Source organism: Massilia sp. CF038 (genome assembly GCF_900129765.1).
Lineage (GTDB): Bacteria > Pseudomonadota > Gammaproteobacteria > Burkholderiales > Burkholderiaceae_D > Telluria_A.
Window position 1 is genome coordinate 238,272 of record NZ_FQWU01000002.1, and the last position, 15,165, is coordinate 253,436.

Sequence of the window (15,165 nt, forward strand, 5' to 3'; positions counted from 1 at the left end):
TCCCACTTTCTTCAAGGCCGAACCGGTACGACAAACACCCTGACAATCGCCGCCGCTATTAATTTCCCCCACATCGTCCTCGCGAAGGCGGGGACCTATACCACGTTACCGAAGTTGTTCAACGTGGTATAGGGCCAGCGCACCTCGGACACGCCGGTTTTCCGCTATGCTGCCGCGATGAACGACTTTTCCACTTTACTTGCGCTGTCCTTCAAGGCCGAACGGCTCAGCGCGCGCCGCCTTGCCGCGCGGGCCGCGCTGGACCAGGAAACAGCGCTGCATACCATTTTGCAGCAAGTGGCGGGAGACATCGGCCTGACCGCTTTGCTCAAGCAGCGCCAGGCACTGCTGGACGCCAGCGTCGCCCGCATCGCCACGCGCGACGCTCAAAAAGCAGCCGCCAACAGCGCACGCATACAGCGTCACGATGGTCCGGCCACAGCATGGCGCGCCTGGTTCGATGGCTCGGCCCACCCCAATCCCGGGCGCTGCGGCATTGGCGCCCTGCTGCTCGGCCCTGATGGCGCCCGCATCGAACTATCGCAAGCGGCAGGCCATGGCAACAGCAGTGAAGCGGAATACCGGGCCCTGCTTGCGCTACTGGAAGCAGCAGTGCAGGCCGGCGCGCGCGAACTGACCGTGTATGGCGACAGCCAGGTGGTCATCAACGATATTCTCGGCGCCGAGGGTGCTTCGGCGCCCTCGCTCAGGGCGCTGCGCCAGCAGGCATGCAGCCTGATCGCGCAGATCGGAACGGTGGCGCTGCGCTGGGTCCCGCGCCACAAGAATGGCGCTGCCGACGCCCTGTCCCAGGCCGCCGTGCGCCGCGAGGCCAGTCTTACGCCAGCTGGCTCGACTTAAGCGCGCTGTCCAGGCGGCGGAACAAATCCGCATGCAGGGAAAGCGTGTACTTATTCATGTGCTTGCGCGTGTGTTCGAGCTCCTTGAGCTGGGCCCGGGCCAGTGCATCGTCCTTGCGTGCCAGCGCCCACAATACGTATTCAGTGCGTGCTTCAATGCCATTGAAACGCTCCACCACCGCGGCAAACGCAGTGCCCGCCTGCGTGTGCTGGCCGGCCGCCGCATACGACCTGGCCAGCAGCAGGCCCAGTTGCTCGGGCCTGAATGAAGGCTGACGGTCGCGCAGCGCTTCGAGCGCCGTGATGGCTGCGGCGCTGTCACCATTGGCCAGGCGCGCATGGGCGGCGGCAAACACGATTTCCGGATCGTTGGCAAACGGCCCGCGCAGGCAGGCGTCGAACTGGGCAACGGCTTCCTTGAACATGCCTGCGTCGAGCATGGCGTTGGCAAGCAGCGTCTGGTTATGTGCGGTCGGGGTCAGATCAAAGGCATTCTGCGCGTCGCGCAAGGCGCGGCCCGGATCGAGCTTGCCCATGACGGCCTTGCCGGCCTTGCCGATGTTTTGCTCCAGACGCGTGCTGGGCATATAGATGGCAAAGAAATACACCACGCTGCCCAGCAGCGGGAAGGAGAACAGGATCAGCAGCCAATACATCTCGCGCCGGTTGCGGATCGCATGGACCGCGAAAAACAGGGCAACCAGAATATGCAGACCCGCGCCAATAAACGGCATAACCACTCCAATGTTGAACAAAGCATCATTTTACGGTATTTGCTGCGCCCCTCCCAAGTGGCGCTGCCGGCGCCATGCCATTGCGTTAAGATAGCCGCTTCCGCCCAGCGACCACCCACCATCTTCCATGAGCAGCGTCCCCGCTACCGATCAAACCCGCCCCGGCAATCTGAATTTTGTCCTGGTCTGCATTTTCATCGACATGCTCGGTATTGGCCTGATCGTGCCGGTGCTGCCGGTGCTGGTCGGCGACTTTGTGCAAGGCCGCGACCAGCAGGCCTTCTGGTTCGGGATCATGTCAGCCACCTTCGGTCTGATGCAGTTCCTGTTCATGCCCATGCTGGGCGCCATCAGCGACCGTGTCGGCCGCCGCCCGGTGCTGCTCTACTCCATGGGCGGCATGTGCCTTAATTTCCTGATCACGGCCTGGTCACCCAGCCTGGCCTTTTTGTTCATCGGCCGCGTGATTGGCGGCATGTCCTCGGCCAGCATGTCGGTGGCCTCGGCCTATGCCGCCGATATCTCGACCCACGAAAACCGCGCCAAGAGCTTTGGCAAAGTGGGTGCGGCGTTCGGTCTGGGCTTCATTTGCGGGCCGGCGCTGGGCGGGCTGCTGGGCGAGATCAGCCTGCAGCTGCCATTCCTGGTGGCGGCCGGCCTGTGCGCGGCCAACTTCTTGTACGGCTACCTGTTCGTGCCCGAGTCGCTCCATCCATCGCTGCGCCAGCCGTTCTCGGTGGCGCGCATGAATCCCCTGACGGCCCTGATCAAGCTGGCGCGCCGGGTCGAGGTGCGCGGCCTGGTGATCGTATTTGCCTTGTCGGCGCTGGCGCAGATGATGCTGCAGTCCACCTGGGTGCTGTACACCACCTTCCGCTTCGACTGGACGCCGCGCGATAACGGTATTGCGCTGTTCTGCGTGGGTCTTGCCGCCGCCAGCGTGCAGGCGGGCCTGCTGGCGATCCTGCTCAAACGCTTTGGCGAGGTGCGCCTGTCGATCCTGGGACTCAGTTCGGGCGCCATCACCTTCATGCTGTATGGCCTGGCCACGCAGGGCTGGATGATGTACGTGTTCATTCTGTGTAATCTGCTCACCTTTGCCGCCCAGCCGGCGCTGCAGGGGATCATTTCCAAGGCCACCGCGCCCGGCGAACAGGGAGAGCTGATGGGCTCACTGCAGTCGATCAACAGCATCGGCATTGTCTTCATGCCGCTGCTGGGCACCGCCATTCTGGGCAAGGTCAGCCATTATCCAGCCAGCGACTGGCGCATCGGCAGTACCTTTTTCGTGTGCGCCGCCATGCAGGCTGTGGCCGTGCTGGCGGCCGTGCGTTATTTTAAATCGCACCACTACAAGGTGTGAACCCGCGCGGCGCCGCTTAGAATTTGGTTTCCAGGGTCAGGCGCAGGGCCGCCTCGCCTGGCGTGAGCGAGCGGCGCACGCTGCGACCGCGCACCGCATCGGCATAGCTGTTTTCGTACACTTCGTCTTGCGCCAGCGCGTTTGAGACCACCACCCGCAGCTGGCTTTGCTGATCGAACTTCCATAGTGCGTACAGCTCCAGCTCGCGCCGCGCGCTCTGCCAGATTGCCTGGCTGGCCGACTGTTGCACCGGTCCACCGCTGCGGAACGAGAAGCTGCCGCCCGTCGTCAGACGCCCTGACTTGTAATCTGCCCCCAGCGTGGACGATATCGGCGTTTGCGCGTCCAGCCGGTTATACGGGCCGGCGATGGCATCCACGCTGGACCAGTTACGGCTGACATTGGCACGCACATCGATCGCGGGCGCACCCGCCACGAGCGCGTTGAGCGGAAACTTGGCATCAAACTCCAGGCCACGCGTGTGCGCCTTGCCGTCGTTGATCTGGCGCGTGACCCAGCGCGTGCCGTCCAGGCTTGTATTCTGGCGCGTGTAGTCGCTGATCTGGCGGGCCGAGGCACTGACCGACACCATTGCCCCTTCGGCCCAGTAATGCTCGTAGGCCGCGTCCAGGCCCAGCGCGAGCTCCGGCCTGAGTGCCGGATTGCCGATGAAATCGGGCTCGTTTTCGCTGTTGTTGGTCGACTTCTGAATGCGTGCAATCAGGTTCTGTGTGGCCGGCGCGCGGTAGGTGCGGGTCAGGGCCAGGCGCAACTGGTCACCTTTGGTGTCGGGCAGCTTGTACAAGGTCTGGAACAAGGGACTCCAGACCCGGCTGCGCGCCGCCACCGGCGTCAGGGTGTCGACGCTCGCATCGGTGAAAATGCCTTCCCAGCGCGCCCCCAGATACACCGACCAGCGGGGTGTGACGTTCCATTCGTCTTGCGCATACGCCGCCAGGCGCCGGATCCGTGCCTGATAGTGGGCATCGCTGTCGGACGGCAGATAGCCGCCGACCGGGTCGCCCGCAAATGCCGTTTCGACGCGGCGTTCGGTGCGCCGGCTCGAGCCGCCATCCCAGCCCATGGCCAGCGCGTGGCCGCCACCCAATGGTGAACTGTATTTGCCGGTACTGGTGTAACCACGTTCATCGCCCTGTGTGCCGACGTCGCTGAAATCGAGCAGCCTGCCCTCCCTGACATCGTAGCCACCACGCGCACTTGCGCTGTGCAGGCTGGAGTCGGAGACGCCCACCTTCAGGTCGAGCTTGGCGCCGGCATCGAGTTTTTTCATCCAGCTCAGGTCCGTGCGCAGATAGCGGCTTCGGGTCGACATGTTCCACGAGACGAAAGGAAAATCGACGGCCGGTCCGATGCGGCTGACTGTATCCGATTGCGCCATGCTGGAATAACGCCCGACATTGGCATAGCTTTGCGAGGTCAGCGTATCGCCATTCGCGAACGTCCAATGCAGGCGCGGCGCCAGATTCAGGCTGCGCATCGTGCCCTCATCGTGGTAGAGACCCACATCGTCCTGCACCAGCGATCCAGTGGGGCTGACACGCTGCTCGGTGCCGGGACTGTCGCGTTTAGAGCGGCTCTGGTAGGCGTTCAGGGCAATCGAATACGACAGTTGTCCGGCACGGTCCGACAGTTGCAAGCCCGCGTTCGGGACATGCGCATTACGCGCAGCGGTGTACCCGGTCTTGAGCTCGCGCTGTGCCTTCCTGACGACCTTTTTCAGCACGATATTGATGGTGCCGGCGATGGACTGGGTACTGAATTCAGCCGTTGCCGCACGCATCACTTCGATGCGCTCGACATTGTCCGGCGCCAGGGTATCCAGCGAGAAGCCGGCCGGCGCGCGCTCGCCGTTGATCAGAATCTGCGTGTAGCCGCTACCGAGCCCCCGCATGCGCACTTCGCGACCGCGTCCGCCGCCGCCACTGACGGTGACACCGGGTATGCGCTTGAAGACGTCCAGGAGGCTGGTGTCGCCGTATTTGACAATTTCATCCTGATTGACCACCACCTTGGAGGCGGTGTCATCGCGCCTTGGGTCGTAGTCGCCGCTGCGGGCGCGTACCTCCACCTGTTCCAGTGCGTCGACTTTTTCGGGTACGGTGGTGGTACTTTCCTGTCCCCATGCGGACTGCGACAGAACGACAGCGAGGAGCGTGAAACGAGGCAAAGTCATTGGACAGCGCGGCAAGTGGTATTGGCCGCCATTGTCCGTCATTCGGCGCGGATTGTGTGATTTCTAAGACAATATTTTTTCTATGCAAGAAGAATAATTGCACAAAACATCACACCCCACCCGTGCGCACGCCCGTTATAATTGCCGTTCGATTTTCCTTACAGGCTGCCATCGTGTCCAGGTTCAAAGTGTTGCCGCAGTATTTGCTCCCGAAACAAGGATTGACCCGCTTTGCCGGCCACATCGCCGGCGCCAAGGGCGGAAGCTATACCACCACGCTGATTACCTGGTTTGTCGGCAAGTACGGCGTCAACATGGCCGAGGCGGCCAATCCGGACATCGCCAGTTACAGCAGCTTCAACGAATTTTTCACGCGCCCGCTCAAGCCCGGTGCGCGTCCGCTGGCCAAGGCCGACTTTGTGTGCCCGGTCGATGGCGCCATCAGCCAGTTTGGCCAGATCGACAATGACCAGATTTTCCAGGCCAAGGGGCACAATTTTTCCACCACCGCCCTGGTGGGCGGCGACAGCGCGCTGGCGGCGCAATTCCAGCATGGCAGCTTCGCCAATCTGTATCTCAGCCCCAAAGACTACCACCGCTTGCACATGCCTTGTGACGGCCGCCTGACGCGCATGATTTACGTGCCTGGCGCGCTGTTCTCGGTCAACCCCACCACGGCGCGCGGCATTCCCAATCTGTTTGCCCGCAACGAGCGCGTGGTGTGCGTGTTCGAATCAAGCCAGCACGGCACCTTTGTGCTGGTGCTCGTGGGCGCCACCATCGTCGGCAGCATGGCCACTGCCTGGCACGGTCTGGTCAATCCGCCCCGCTCGGCCGAGGTGCGCGAATGGCGCTACGACGACCAGAAGATTGTATTGAAAAAGGGCGAAGAAATGGGCCGCTTCCTGCTTGGCTCCACCATCGTCATGCTGTTCAAAAAAGACACCATCAAATTCAATCCTGAGTGGGCGCCCGAGCGTCCGGTGCGCCTGGGCGAGGCGATGGGCAGCAAGCCGTGAACGAGCTGGCCGCCGACGAAGGGGCGCTGCCCGCAGCGCCCGCGCCTGCAGCGGCCGCGCCAGTGACGCGCTTTCCCCTGCGTTTCTGGCTGCTGGAAGGTGCGCGCACCCTGCTGCTGCGCCGCGCGCGCTGGCACAAGGTCGTCACCGGACCAGGCACGCTGGCCTTGTTCGTGCTGGCCAATGCCCTGCTCAACATCGGTATCGAGCGCCTGTATTACGATGGCGCCGTCATATTCCAGTGGCGTTCGATATTGTCGGGCTGGGCTGCAATGATACTCACGGCATGGGCCTGTTATGCCCTGCGCCCCGATCCGCAACAGCGCGCCGACGAGGCGGTCGCGCCAAGCGCAGCGTATCTGCTCACCATGCTGCTGGCGCAGTCGCTGCTGCTGTCGGTCGTGTTCGGCCTGGCATCGGCTGCGCTGGAGCGCAATGGTCTGTTCGAGCGCGCCGCCCCATGGGGCAACTGGGCCGCCTTCCTGCTGCCGGCACTGTGGGGCACGGTTGCCAGCATCGTGCTGCTGATCCGGCACGGCGACCGCGTTGTATCGCAGCGGGTGCAAGCCATGTACGGCATCGCCCTTGCCTGCGCGCTGACCTTCTACTTCGACCGTCCAGCCGATTTCTGGTACGAAAAGCAGGTCGGCGAGCAGCAGTACGAGCCGATCAAATTTACCCAGGACCGGGTCGAAAACCAACTACCCTTGATGGAAGCGCAGCTCGATGCGCTGGCGCCCCAGCGCGCCGGCGTGGCCGACATGTACACCATCGTCTTCGCACCTTACGAAGGCGAAGAAGTGTTCCGCCGCGAGAGCCGCGTGGTGGCCGACGTGATGGCCAAGCGATTTGACGCGGCCGGGCGCGGCGTGCGCATGATCAATCACCGTGAACATCTGGACGACACGCCCTGGGCCACGCCGCTCAATCTGCAACGCGCCATTGCCGGCATCGCCGAGACCATGGACCGGGATGAGGACGTGCTGTTCATCCACCTGACTTCGCACGGTGCCAGCAACGGCGAACTGGCGACCAGCTTCTGGCCGCTGGAAGTGGACCCGGTGGTGCCGGAAGACTTGAAAAAATGGCTGGACGAAGCGGGCATCCGCCACCGCGTAATCTCGATCTCGGCCTGCTTTGCCGGCGCGTGGGTGGCGCCGCTGTCGAATGTGGATACGCTGGTGATGACGGCATCGGACGCCGACCATACCTCTTACGGATGCGGCAAAAAGTCGGAGCTGACCTTTTTTGGCCGCGCCATGTATGACGAACAGCTGCGCACCAAAACGCGCTCCTTCGCCGAGGCCCACGCCGCCGCGCGCCTGATCATCGACCAGCGCGAGAAAGAAGCCGGCAAGAGCGACGGCTACTCCAATCCGCAGATCAGCATGGGCACGCGCATTGGGCCCTATCTGGAAAAGCTGCGCGCACGCCTGGAGCGTTAGCGCCTAGATCACCAGGCGCAAGCGCTTGCGCGCCTCGACGCAGCTGAGCGACTCCATCATGTCCAGGAAGGCCCGGGTCTTGGCTGGCATCAGCCGGCGGCCCGGGAACACGGCCCAGCCGGTCACTTCGGGCATGGACCATTCAGGCAAAATCCGCACCAGTTCCCCGCGCTCGACGCTCGCTTCGGCAAACATGTCCGAACTGGCCGCAATGCCCGCCCCGGCGCAGGCAATGCGCGCCAGCAGATCAGGGGAATTGGCGGACAGCTTGGCCGGCAGTTCGCGCTCCCACACCACCTTGCCGCGCGTGAGCTTCCATACCGGCAGGCTGCTGCCGCGGCTGGGCAGGCATAACAGATCGTGGGCAGCCAGATCGTCTGGGTGCTCGGGCAAGCCGCGCCGCGCAATGTAGGACGGCGCGGCATACAGGGCGATTTTTTCCAGCGCCACCCGGCGCGCGCTGAGCGTGGCATCGTCGGGCAAGTCGCCCATGCGAATGGCAATGTCGAAATTTTCGCTGACCAGGTCCACCCGGCGCGGCGACAAGTCCAGTTCCAGCGTGATGGCCGGGTACTGGTCGATGAAATGGGCAATCAGGCTGCTCATGCCCAGGTTGGCAAAGTCGCCCGGCATGGAAATGCGCAGTTTGCCACTGGGCGCGAGCTGGCGGTGCTGGACCAGGGCACCGGCCGCCTCCACCTCTTCCACCACCTTGCGCGCATGTTCGAGCAGGCTGGCGCCAAACTCGGTGAGCATCAGTTTGCGCGTGGTGCGCTGGAGCAGACGCTCGCCCAGTTTTGCCTCGAGCAGCGCAATGCGGCGCGATACGGTCGACTTGGGCAAATCAACCCGCAAGGCCGCCTGGCTAAAGCTGCCTGCTTCCACAATACGGGCAAACAGCAGCAAATCGTTCGGTTCTACGTCCATTTGATTGTCCCACCAGTTGAATAATGATATCCATTTTAACGCCTTCCGGATTGATTTTGGAACGGATAAAGTGTCTACATCGCAGTTCAACCAACACGAAGGACCTAAAATGAACATCTTGCAAATCAATTCCAGCGCCCGCAGCAGCGGCTCCGAATCGACCCGCACGGCTGACGCCATCGTCGCCAAGCTGCGCGCCGCCGACCCGTCGGCAGTGGTGACGCGCCGCGACCTGGCCACCGAACCGCATCCGGCCATCGATGAAGCAGCCCTGGGCGCCCTGTTCACCCCGGCCGACCAGCGCACTGCCGAACAAGCTGCGCGCGTGGCGCTGGACGACGCCCTGATCGCCCAGGTGCAGGCAGCCGACGTGATTGTCATTGGCGCCCCGATGTACAACTTTGGCGTGACCGTGCAGCTGAAAAGCTGGTTCGACGCGATTGCCCGTGCTGGCGTCACCTTCAGCTACACTGCCACCGGCCCAGTCGGCCTGCTGACGAACAAAAAAGTGTATGTGACGTTTGCACGCGGCGGCTTCTATAAAGGCACGCCAAACGACCTGCAGACCCAGCACCTGCGCAACTTCCTGGGATTCCTGGGCATGACCGACGTCACCTTCGTCTACTCGGAAGGCCTGGGCATGGGACCGGAAGCAGTGGCCAAGGCGCAGGCACAGGCAGACGCGGACATCAACGCAGTACTGGTGTAATCAATTAATCAAGGAGGCGGCAATGACGCAACAGGTACAGTCGGACAGCGTGCAGCACGCACGTGGGGTCGAACGCCTGATCAACGGGCAGTTCGTGATGGATGGCGCAGGCGTAAAGATCAACCGCGTGCTGACCCAGAGCCTGCAGCGCCGCCTCGACCCATTCTTGATGCTCGATGCCTTTGGCAGCGACAAGCCGGGCGACTACATCGCCGGCTTCCCGGAGCATCCGCACCGCGGCTTCGAGACGGTGTCGTACATGATCCATGGCAGCATGAAGCATCGCGACAGCGCTGGCAACGAAGGCTTGATCACCGATGGCGGCGTGCAGTGGATGACGGCCGGACGCGGTGTGGCCCACTCCGAAATGCCGGCCCAGACGGGCGGGCTGATGGAAGGCTTCCAGCTGTGGCTGAATCTGCCGGCCAAGGACAAGATGACGGCGCCCTGGTACCGCGACATTCCGCAGGAAGAAGTCCCGCAGTTCGAGACCACTTCCGGCGCCAGGGTCAAGGTCATCGCTGGTACCAGCCATGGTGTACATGGCGCCGTGCAGCGCGCAGTGACCGAACCGCTGTATCTGGATATCGAATTGCCGACTAACGCCAGCTTCGACCAGATCCTGCCGCCCGGGCACAACGCCTTCATTTATGTGTACCGGGGCCAGGTGCTGGTGGACGAACAGAATGTGCCGCAAACACGCATGGCGATTTTGAAGAATGACGCCGGCGCTGACGGGGTGCAGATCGTGGCGGTGCAGCCAAGCCGTTTGATTTTGATCGCCGGCCAGCCCCTGAACGAGCCGATCGCCCAATATGGGCCGTTCGTGATGAACACGCACGACGAAATTCGCCAGGCCGTGGAAGACTTCCGCGCCGGGGCGTTCTAAGGCAAGCAACGCGGCCCCGGCATCTGCCCGGGCCGCGTATTTGCGTTAAACTGGCGCCATGCTTCCCCCTAGACTGCAACAAGCGCTGGCATGGATCAACCGGGTCTGCGGCTTCGACACCCTCGACAGCTTCCCGCCCGGGCATCCCTACGCGCGCACTCGCTGGGTCGGCGCTTATTTCGACATCGCTTCCGACCTCAAACCCGATCAGATCGAGCGCTCCATCTGCGAGCGGATCACCAACACGCCCAGTATTTTTGCCCATATCGACAGTCCCACACCTGGCATGCAGCGCGCATTGCTTGCCGTGATCGAGCAGCGCATGCGCCGTGGCAGCGCCCAGCCAGTCGATCTGATCGCGCTGCTGGTCAACGCCTATCGCAGCCCGTACACAGCCGATGCCGTGCCGGGACTGCGCAACGCCATCATTGCGGCCGATGGCGACGTGCATGGCGTGATGGCGTTCTTAGGTGCCATGCCTGCCGCCTTTGACGTGATTGAAGCCTAGGCGGGCTTTAAATTGCTGGGCACGTGGCGCTGGCGCAGCGCCATGAACGGCATTTCCACACAGCGGTACAGCAGCCAGCCGCCAAACACGCTCAGCGCCAGCATGGCCGCGACGGCGGGCAGGCTCTCCGGCGGGTAGCCGAGTTCGCGCAGCGGTGCGCGCGCCAGAATGCACAGCTGCTTGTGCACCAGATAGATCGCATACGACCACAGGGCCAGACTGGCCGCACCCGGCACCCGCGCGCGGCGCAGCCAGCCGTCTTCGCTCAGTGCGGCGACGATGAGCAAAGAGAAGCCCAGCGCCAGCATCGGAAAACCGGTCAGCGTGACCAGCAAGCCAGTGCGGTCATCGAGAAAAAGCCAGAACGTCAGCGCCAGCAGCGCACTGCCGGCGGCCAGGGCCAGGTTGCCCATCGCAGTGAGGCGCTGCCATGCTGCCGCATGGTAGTTCTTCAGCAGTGCCAGAGCCACGCCAGCAACCAGTTCGTCAAACCGGCACAGGGTCGAGTAGTAAATGTAGCGGAAGTAGTCGCTGCCATCGCTGCCGTCTGGTCCCACATGCAAAGTCCACATCTGATAACGCACCGCGACGCCCGCCAGGACCACCATGCCAATCGCGGCCCAGGCCCAGCGCAGCGATTTGCGCAGACCGGCAATGCACAATGCCACTGCCGGCAGCAGGACGTAGAACTGCTCTTCAATGCAAAGCGACCAGGCATGCGAAAACGCGGTACCGGGTTCCTGATTGATATTGAGCGTGAAGGTCAAAAATCGCCACAGCGGCGGCATTTCCAGCCCGGCGCGAAACCACGGCCACAAGGCATACAGTGCCAGCACCACATAATAGTTGGGCAAGGTGCGCAGGAAGCGGCGCGCGTAAAAACGGCGCAGCGACAAGCCTTCGCTGCTGCGCAAGGCGCTGAAGATCTGATTGCCGATCAGGTAGCCGGACAGGGCAAAAAACAGGTCGACCCCGATCCAGCCAATGCGCCCGACCCAGCCGAAGGTGTCGCGCGCGGCCACAAACAGCACGTAATGGTGCAGCACGACCAGCACAATGGCCAGCGCACGCAGAGTATCGAGGCCGTGATTGCGCTCGCTGTGAAGTGTATTTTTCATTCAGCGGCGATGATGCCATGGCATTCCGGCGCACGCCAGCGATTCCCGCTAGAATATGCCCCACCCCATTCACGGACACGACACAGCATGACGAACCCGCACGCGCTCCAGTTCAAATCGATCAATTACACCGGCCTGGCCCAGGGGCCGCGCCTGATCATCACCGGCGCTGTGCACGGCAATGAGACGTGCGGCACCAAGGCGATTCTGAAAGTGATGCAGGAAATCGACGACGGCAAGCTGCTGGTCCGCGCCGGCAGCGTGACTTTTGTCCCAGTAACCAATCCGCTGGCCTACCAGCTCCAGCGCCGTTCGGGCGACCGCAACCTGAACCGCAACCTGTTCCCCAAGCCCGATCCGCAGGATTTCGAAGACCGTATCGCCAACTGGCTGTGCCCTCTGCTGGCCCAGCACGATGTGCTGCTGGATCTGCATTCGTTCAACGCGCAAAGCCAGCCATTTGTCATGGTCGGGCCGCGCAACAACGACGGGGCGCTGCAGCCCTTCCGCCACGCCGAGAAGGAACGCGCGCTGGCACGCCGACTGGGCGTGTCGCGCTTTGTCGATGGCTGGCTGGCCACGTATGGTCAGGGCGTCCAGCGGCGCATGCAGGGCAGCGACGCGGCGCAGCTTGAAACGGTGCTGCGCTATGGCTTCGGCACCACCGAAACCATGCGCGCCAGTGGCGGTTACGCTCTTACCCTGGAGTGCGGCCAGCATGCCGACCCGGCCGCGCCAGGCGTCGCGTACCAGGCCATCATCAACACGCTGACCTTCCTGGGACTGATCGATGGCCCGCAGCCAGAGCCGATTCCGCTGGCGGAGATGGAGTATTTGTCGATGGTGGCGGTGCACGACAAACTGGCGCCCGGTGACCAGTTCAGCCGCACCTGGTCCAGCTTTGACGCGCTGGCCAAGGGCGACGTGATTGGCACCCGTGCCGATGGCACCCCGGTGACCGCCGAATTCGACGGCAAGATCCTGTTCCCGGATGTGAAAGCGGCACCCAACAACGAGTGGTATTACATGACGCGTCCGGGAACCGACTTCGAACGCATCACTGAGTAAGACCGTATCAGCGGATGCCCCAGACGAACGGGTCGTCCTCGTTGAATATCAACTGGGCCTGGGCATTGACCCAGGCCTTGCCCCGAATGCTCGGCAGGATCCGGTCGCCATCGCGTTTGTAGCTTGCCTCGAAGCGGCTCCCGATCACGCTCTCCTGGCGCCACAGTTCACCCTCGGCCAGCTCACCGTCGGCGGCAAGGCAGGCCAGTTTGGCACTGGTGCCGGTGCCGCAAGGCGAACGGTCGTAGGCCTTGCCGGGACAAAGCACAAAGTTCTGGCCGTCGGCCCCGCTGCGCGACGGCGCATACAGCTCGATATGATCGATGTAAGCACCGCCATCGCCAGTGATGCCATTGGCGGCCAGCGCATCGCGCACGGCCGCTGAAAAGGCGGTCAGCGCGTCGACATTGCCGACCTCCAGCGCCAGCCCATGCTCACCGACCAGGAAGAACCAGTTGCCACCCCAGGCCACGTCGCCGGTCACGCGGCCGTACCCCGGCACCGCAACGCAGACCGCGTGCATGCTGCGATACGAGGGAACGTTGTCGATGGTGACGCTGCCGTCAGCGTCCAGCACTGCCTCGACCACGCCAACCGGGGTGTCGATGCGGTGGCGTCCGGGCCCGATCCGCCCCAGCCAGGCCAGCGAGACCACCACGCCCATCATGCCGTGCCCGCACATGCCAAGGTAGTCGACGTTATTGAAGAAGATGATGCCGGCCACGCAGTCAGGTGCATGGGGCTCGCACAGCAACGCGCCGACCACCACGTCCGAGCCGCGCGGCTCGCACACGACGGCCGAGCGTACATGGTCGAAGTCCGCCCGAAAACGGGCGCGCCGTTCAGCCAGTGTGCCGCTGCCCAGATCGGGGCCGCCGTCGATAATCAGGCGAGTCGGTTCGCCGCCAGTATGGGAGTCAATGATGGAAATGGATTTCATGGTGCCAGAATAGTCCCTTGAGCGATCCTTGTCTTGCCATGCGGTGTGCACCATTGCGTCGAAAAGAACATAACGTTGCCTTTCGTGTTTACGCCGGCGTCAGCAATTTCAGGCCCAGAATCCCCGCCACAATCAGGGCAATGCACAACAGGCGCAATGCGCCTGCCGGCTCACCCAGCATGACCATGCCGGCAATGGCGGTACCCACCGTGCCGATGCCGGTCCAGATGGCATAGCCCGTGCCCAGTGGCAGCGTGCGCAGCGCCAGGCCAAGCAGACCGACACTGGCGGCCATTGCGCCCAGCGTGACCACCGATGGAACCAGCCTGGTAAAGCCTTCCGTGTATTTCAGGCCGACGGCCCAGACCACCTCGAGCAAACCGGCGACCAGCAAATAAATCCAAGCCATGCAACCCCCTATTGAATGGCAAAAAGTATAGCACCGGTCGGGGTCTGCAGCCGCCCGGGTTCAAAGGCATAATAGCTTGATGAAAACTGCCATGACGCCCATCGACATTCTTATCGCGCTCGCTGTGGTCACCATCTGGGGCGTCAATTTCGTCGTCATCAAAATTGGTCTGGAAGATCTGCCGCCGGTCTTGTTCACCGCCCTGCGCTTCCTGTTTGCGGCACTGCCGCTGGTGTTTTTTGTGAAGCGGCCGCAAACCTCATGGGTGCTGGTTGCCGCCTGGGGCCTGTTCCAGTTTGCCTTGCAATTCACCCTGCTGTTTTCGGGCATGCGCCTGGGTTTGCCGGCCGGTCTGGCTTCGCTGGTCATCCAGCTGCAGGCGTTTTTCACCATCGGCCTGGCCGTGCTGGCGTTGGGCGAACGGCCGCACGGCTTCCAGCTGGCCGGAGCCCTTGTAGCCTTTGGCGGCATGGCGCTGGTGGCGCTCAACCTGCACGGGCAAGCCACCATCACCGGCTTCGCACTGGTCGTGATGGCCGGGCTGTGCTGGGCCACGGCCAATATCGTCACCAAGAAAATGGGACAGGTGAACGCACTGTCGCTGGTGGTGTGGGGATCGCTCATCTCCACCCCGCCGCTGCTGCTGGCCTCATGGCTGATGGAAGGCCAGGCCGCCTGGCAGGCGGCGGCACTTGTATTCGGCTGGAAGTCACTGGCCACGGTCCTGTTCCAGTCCTATCCGAATACCATTCTCGGCTTCGGCATCTGGTCGCTCCTGATGCGCAAGTATGCAGCCGCCTCGATCGCCCCGTTTTCGCTACTGGTGCCGGTGGCGGGCATGACCAGTGCCGCCCTGTTCCTGGGAGAGTCGCTGGAATGGTGGAAAATCGTGGCCGGCCTGCTGGTGCTGGCCGGCCTGGCGCTGAACCAGTTTGGCGCCCGAATCTGGGCCAGGGTGCTCTCGCCACGGTGAACGCGGACA

General features: G+C 63.0%; 15 protein-coding genes. 9 read left to right on the forward strand and 6 right to left on the reverse strand.

Features of this window, described 5'->3' with window-relative positions:
- Positions 1–177: 177 nt before the first annotated feature.
- Positions 178–861, forward strand: coding sequence for a ribonuclease HI family protein (locus tag BUC24_RS11120; protein WP_073215665.1), 684 nt, complete (start codon positions 178–180; stop codon positions 859–861).
- On the opposite strand, the gene BUC24_RS11125 is transcribed toward BUC24_RS11120, so the two are convergent.
- Positions 839–1,594: a tetratricopeptide repeat protein gene (locus tag BUC24_RS11125; protein ID WP_073215667.1), complete on the reverse strand. Its 756-nt coding sequence runs from the start codon at positions 1,592–1,594 to the stop codon at positions 839–841. The genes BUC24_RS11120 and BUC24_RS11125 overlap by 23 nt on opposite strands.
- A gap of 127 nt (positions 1,595–1,721) precedes the next feature.
- Here BUC24_RS11125 and BUC24_RS11130 point away from each other — a divergent pair, with 127 nt between their 5' ends.
- Positions 1,722–2,957, forward strand: a complete 1,236-nt coding sequence (locus BUC24_RS11130) for a TCR/Tet family MFS transporter (RefSeq protein WP_073215670.1) — start codon at positions 1,722–1,724, stop codon at positions 2,955–2,957.
- Positions 2,958–2,973: 16 nt separating this feature from the next.
- On the opposite strand, the gene BUC24_RS11135 is transcribed toward BUC24_RS11130, so the two are convergent.
- Entirely contained in the window at positions 2,974–5,151 is a 2,178-nt protein-coding gene (locus tag BUC24_RS11135) for a TonB-dependent receptor plug domain-containing protein (protein ID WP_073219962.1), read from the reverse strand.
- Between the two features lie 170 nt (positions 5,152–5,321).
- On the opposite strand from BUC24_RS11135, the gene asd reads away from it, so the two are divergent.
- Together asd and BUC24_RS11145 are read left to right on the forward strand one after the other, a co-directional pair.
- Positions 5,322–6,170, forward strand: coding sequence for an archaetidylserine decarboxylase (gene asd, locus BUC24_RS11140; protein WP_073219965.1), 849 nt, complete (start codon positions 5,322–5,324; stop codon positions 6,168–6,170).
- Entirely contained in the window at positions 6,167–7,615 is a 1,449-nt protein-coding gene (locus BUC24_RS11145; RefSeq protein WP_083598878.1) for a C13 family peptidase, read from the forward strand. The genes asd and BUC24_RS11145 overlap by 4 nt, the downstream gene beginning before the upstream one ends.
- Positions 7,616–7,618: 3 nt before the next feature.
- Here the strand turns inward: BUC24_RS11145 and BUC24_RS11150 are convergent, their stop codons facing one another.
- Complete coding sequence (locus tag BUC24_RS11150; RefSeq protein WP_073215673.1) at positions 7,619–8,542, reverse strand: LysR family transcriptional regulator; 924 nt, start codon at positions 8,540–8,542, stop codon at positions 7,619–7,621.
- Positions 8,543–8,651: 109 nt separating this feature from the next.
- Here BUC24_RS11150 and BUC24_RS11155 point away from each other — a divergent pair, with 109 nt between their 5' ends.
- Genes BUC24_RS11155 through BUC24_RS11165 form a run of 3 tightly spaced genes read left to right on the forward strand, consistent with a single transcriptional unit; the run spans position 8,652 to position 10,648 of the window.
- On the forward strand, positions 8,652–9,251 hold the full coding sequence (locus tag BUC24_RS11155; RefSeq protein WP_073215675.1) for an FMN-dependent NADH-azoreductase: 600 nt from the start codon (positions 8,652–8,654) through the stop codon (positions 9,249–9,251).
- A 22-nt stretch (positions 9,252–9,273) separates the two neighbouring features.
- Complete coding sequence (locus tag BUC24_RS11160) at positions 9,274–10,140, forward strand: pirin family protein (RefSeq protein WP_073215678.1); 867 nt, start codon at positions 9,274–9,276, stop codon at positions 10,138–10,140.
- 58 nt (positions 10,141–10,198) lie between these two features.
- Complete coding sequence (locus tag BUC24_RS11165; protein ID WP_073215681.1) at positions 10,199–10,648, forward strand: hypothetical protein; 450 nt, start codon at positions 10,199–10,201, stop codon at positions 10,646–10,648.
- On the opposite strand, the gene BUC24_RS11170 is transcribed toward BUC24_RS11165, so the two are convergent.
- A complete protein-coding gene (locus tag BUC24_RS11170; protein WP_073215684.1) occupies positions 10,645–11,766 on the reverse strand; it encodes an acyltransferase family protein in 1,122 nt (373 codons plus the stop codon). The genes BUC24_RS11165 and BUC24_RS11170 overlap by 4 nt on opposite strands.
- A gap of 87 nt (positions 11,767–11,853) precedes the next feature.
- Between BUC24_RS11170 and BUC24_RS11175 the strand changes: the two genes are divergently transcribed.
- Entirely contained in the window at positions 11,854–12,834 is a 981-nt protein-coding gene (locus BUC24_RS11175; RefSeq protein WP_073215687.1) for a M14 family metallopeptidase, read from the forward strand.
- A gap of 7 nt (positions 12,835–12,841) precedes the next feature.
- Here BUC24_RS11175 and BUC24_RS11180 read toward each other — a convergent pair whose 3' ends face one another.
- Together BUC24_RS11180 and sugE are read right to left on the reverse strand one after the other, a co-directional pair.
- On the reverse strand, positions 12,842–13,774 hold the full coding sequence (locus tag BUC24_RS11180; RefSeq protein WP_073215690.1) for a 4-hydroxyproline epimerase: 933 nt from the start codon (positions 13,772–13,774) through the stop codon (positions 12,842–12,844).
- A gap of 88 nt (positions 13,775–13,862) precedes the next feature.
- A complete protein-coding gene (gene sugE, locus BUC24_RS11185) occupies positions 13,863–14,183 on the reverse strand; it encodes a quaternary ammonium compound efflux SMR transporter SugE (protein ID WP_073215693.1) in 321 nt (106 codons plus the stop codon).
- Between the two features lie 91 nt (positions 14,184–14,274).
- Here sugE and BUC24_RS11190 point away from each other — a divergent pair, with 91 nt between their 5' ends.
- Positions 14,275–15,156, forward strand: coding sequence for an EamA family transporter (locus BUC24_RS11190; RefSeq protein WP_073215695.1), 882 nt, complete (start codon positions 14,275–14,277; stop codon positions 15,154–15,156).
- Positions 15,157–15,165 lie beyond the last annotated feature (9 nt).

Coding starts and splice junctions, on each gene's coding strand:
- BUC24_RS11120 (WP_073215665.1), top strand. CDS start 178: ATGAACGACTTTTCCACTTTACTTGCGCTGTCCTTCAAGGCCGAACGG.
- BUC24_RS11180 (WP_073215690.1), bottom strand. CDS start 13,774: ATGAAATCCATTTCCATCATTGACTCCCATACTGGCGGCGAACCGACT.
- BUC24_RS11160 (WP_073215678.1), top strand. CDS start 9,274: ATGACGCAACAGGTACAGTCGGACAGCGTGCAGCACGCACGTGGGGTC.
- BUC24_RS11135 (WP_073219962.1), bottom strand. CDS start 5,151: ATGACTTTGCCTCGTTTCACGCTCCTCGCTGTCGTTCTGTCGCAGTCC.
- BUC24_RS11175 (WP_073215687.1), top strand. CDS start 11,854: ATGACGAACCCGCACGCGCTCCAGTTCAAATCGATCAATTACACCGGC.
- sugE (WP_073215693.1), bottom strand. CDS start 14,183: ATGGCTTGGATTTATTTGCTGGTCGCCGGTTTGCTCGAGGTGGTCTGG.
- BUC24_RS11165 (WP_073215681.1), top strand. CDS start 10,199: ATGCTTCCCCCTAGACTGCAACAAGCGCTGGCATGGATCAACCGGGTC.
- BUC24_RS11130 (WP_073215670.1), top strand. CDS start 1,722: ATGAGCAGCGTCCCCGCTACCGATCAAACCCGCCCCGGCAATCTGAAT.
- BUC24_RS11155 (WP_073215675.1), top strand. CDS start 8,652: ATGAACATCTTGCAAATCAATTCCAGCGCCCGCAGCAGCGGCTCCGAA.
- BUC24_RS11170 (WP_073215684.1), bottom strand. CDS start 11,766: ATGAAAAATACACTTCACAGCGAGCGCAATCACGGCCTCGATACTCTG.
- BUC24_RS11150 (WP_073215673.1), bottom strand. CDS start 8,542: ATGGACGTAGAACCGAACGATTTGCTGCTGTTTGCCCGTATTGTGGAA.
- BUC24_RS11125 (WP_073215667.1), bottom strand. CDS start 1,594: ATGCCGTTTATTGGCGCGGGTCTGCATATTCTGGTTGCCCTGTTTTTC.
- BUC24_RS11190 (WP_073215695.1), top strand. CDS start 14,275: ATGACGCCCATCGACATTCTTATCGCGCTCGCTGTGGTCACCATCTGG.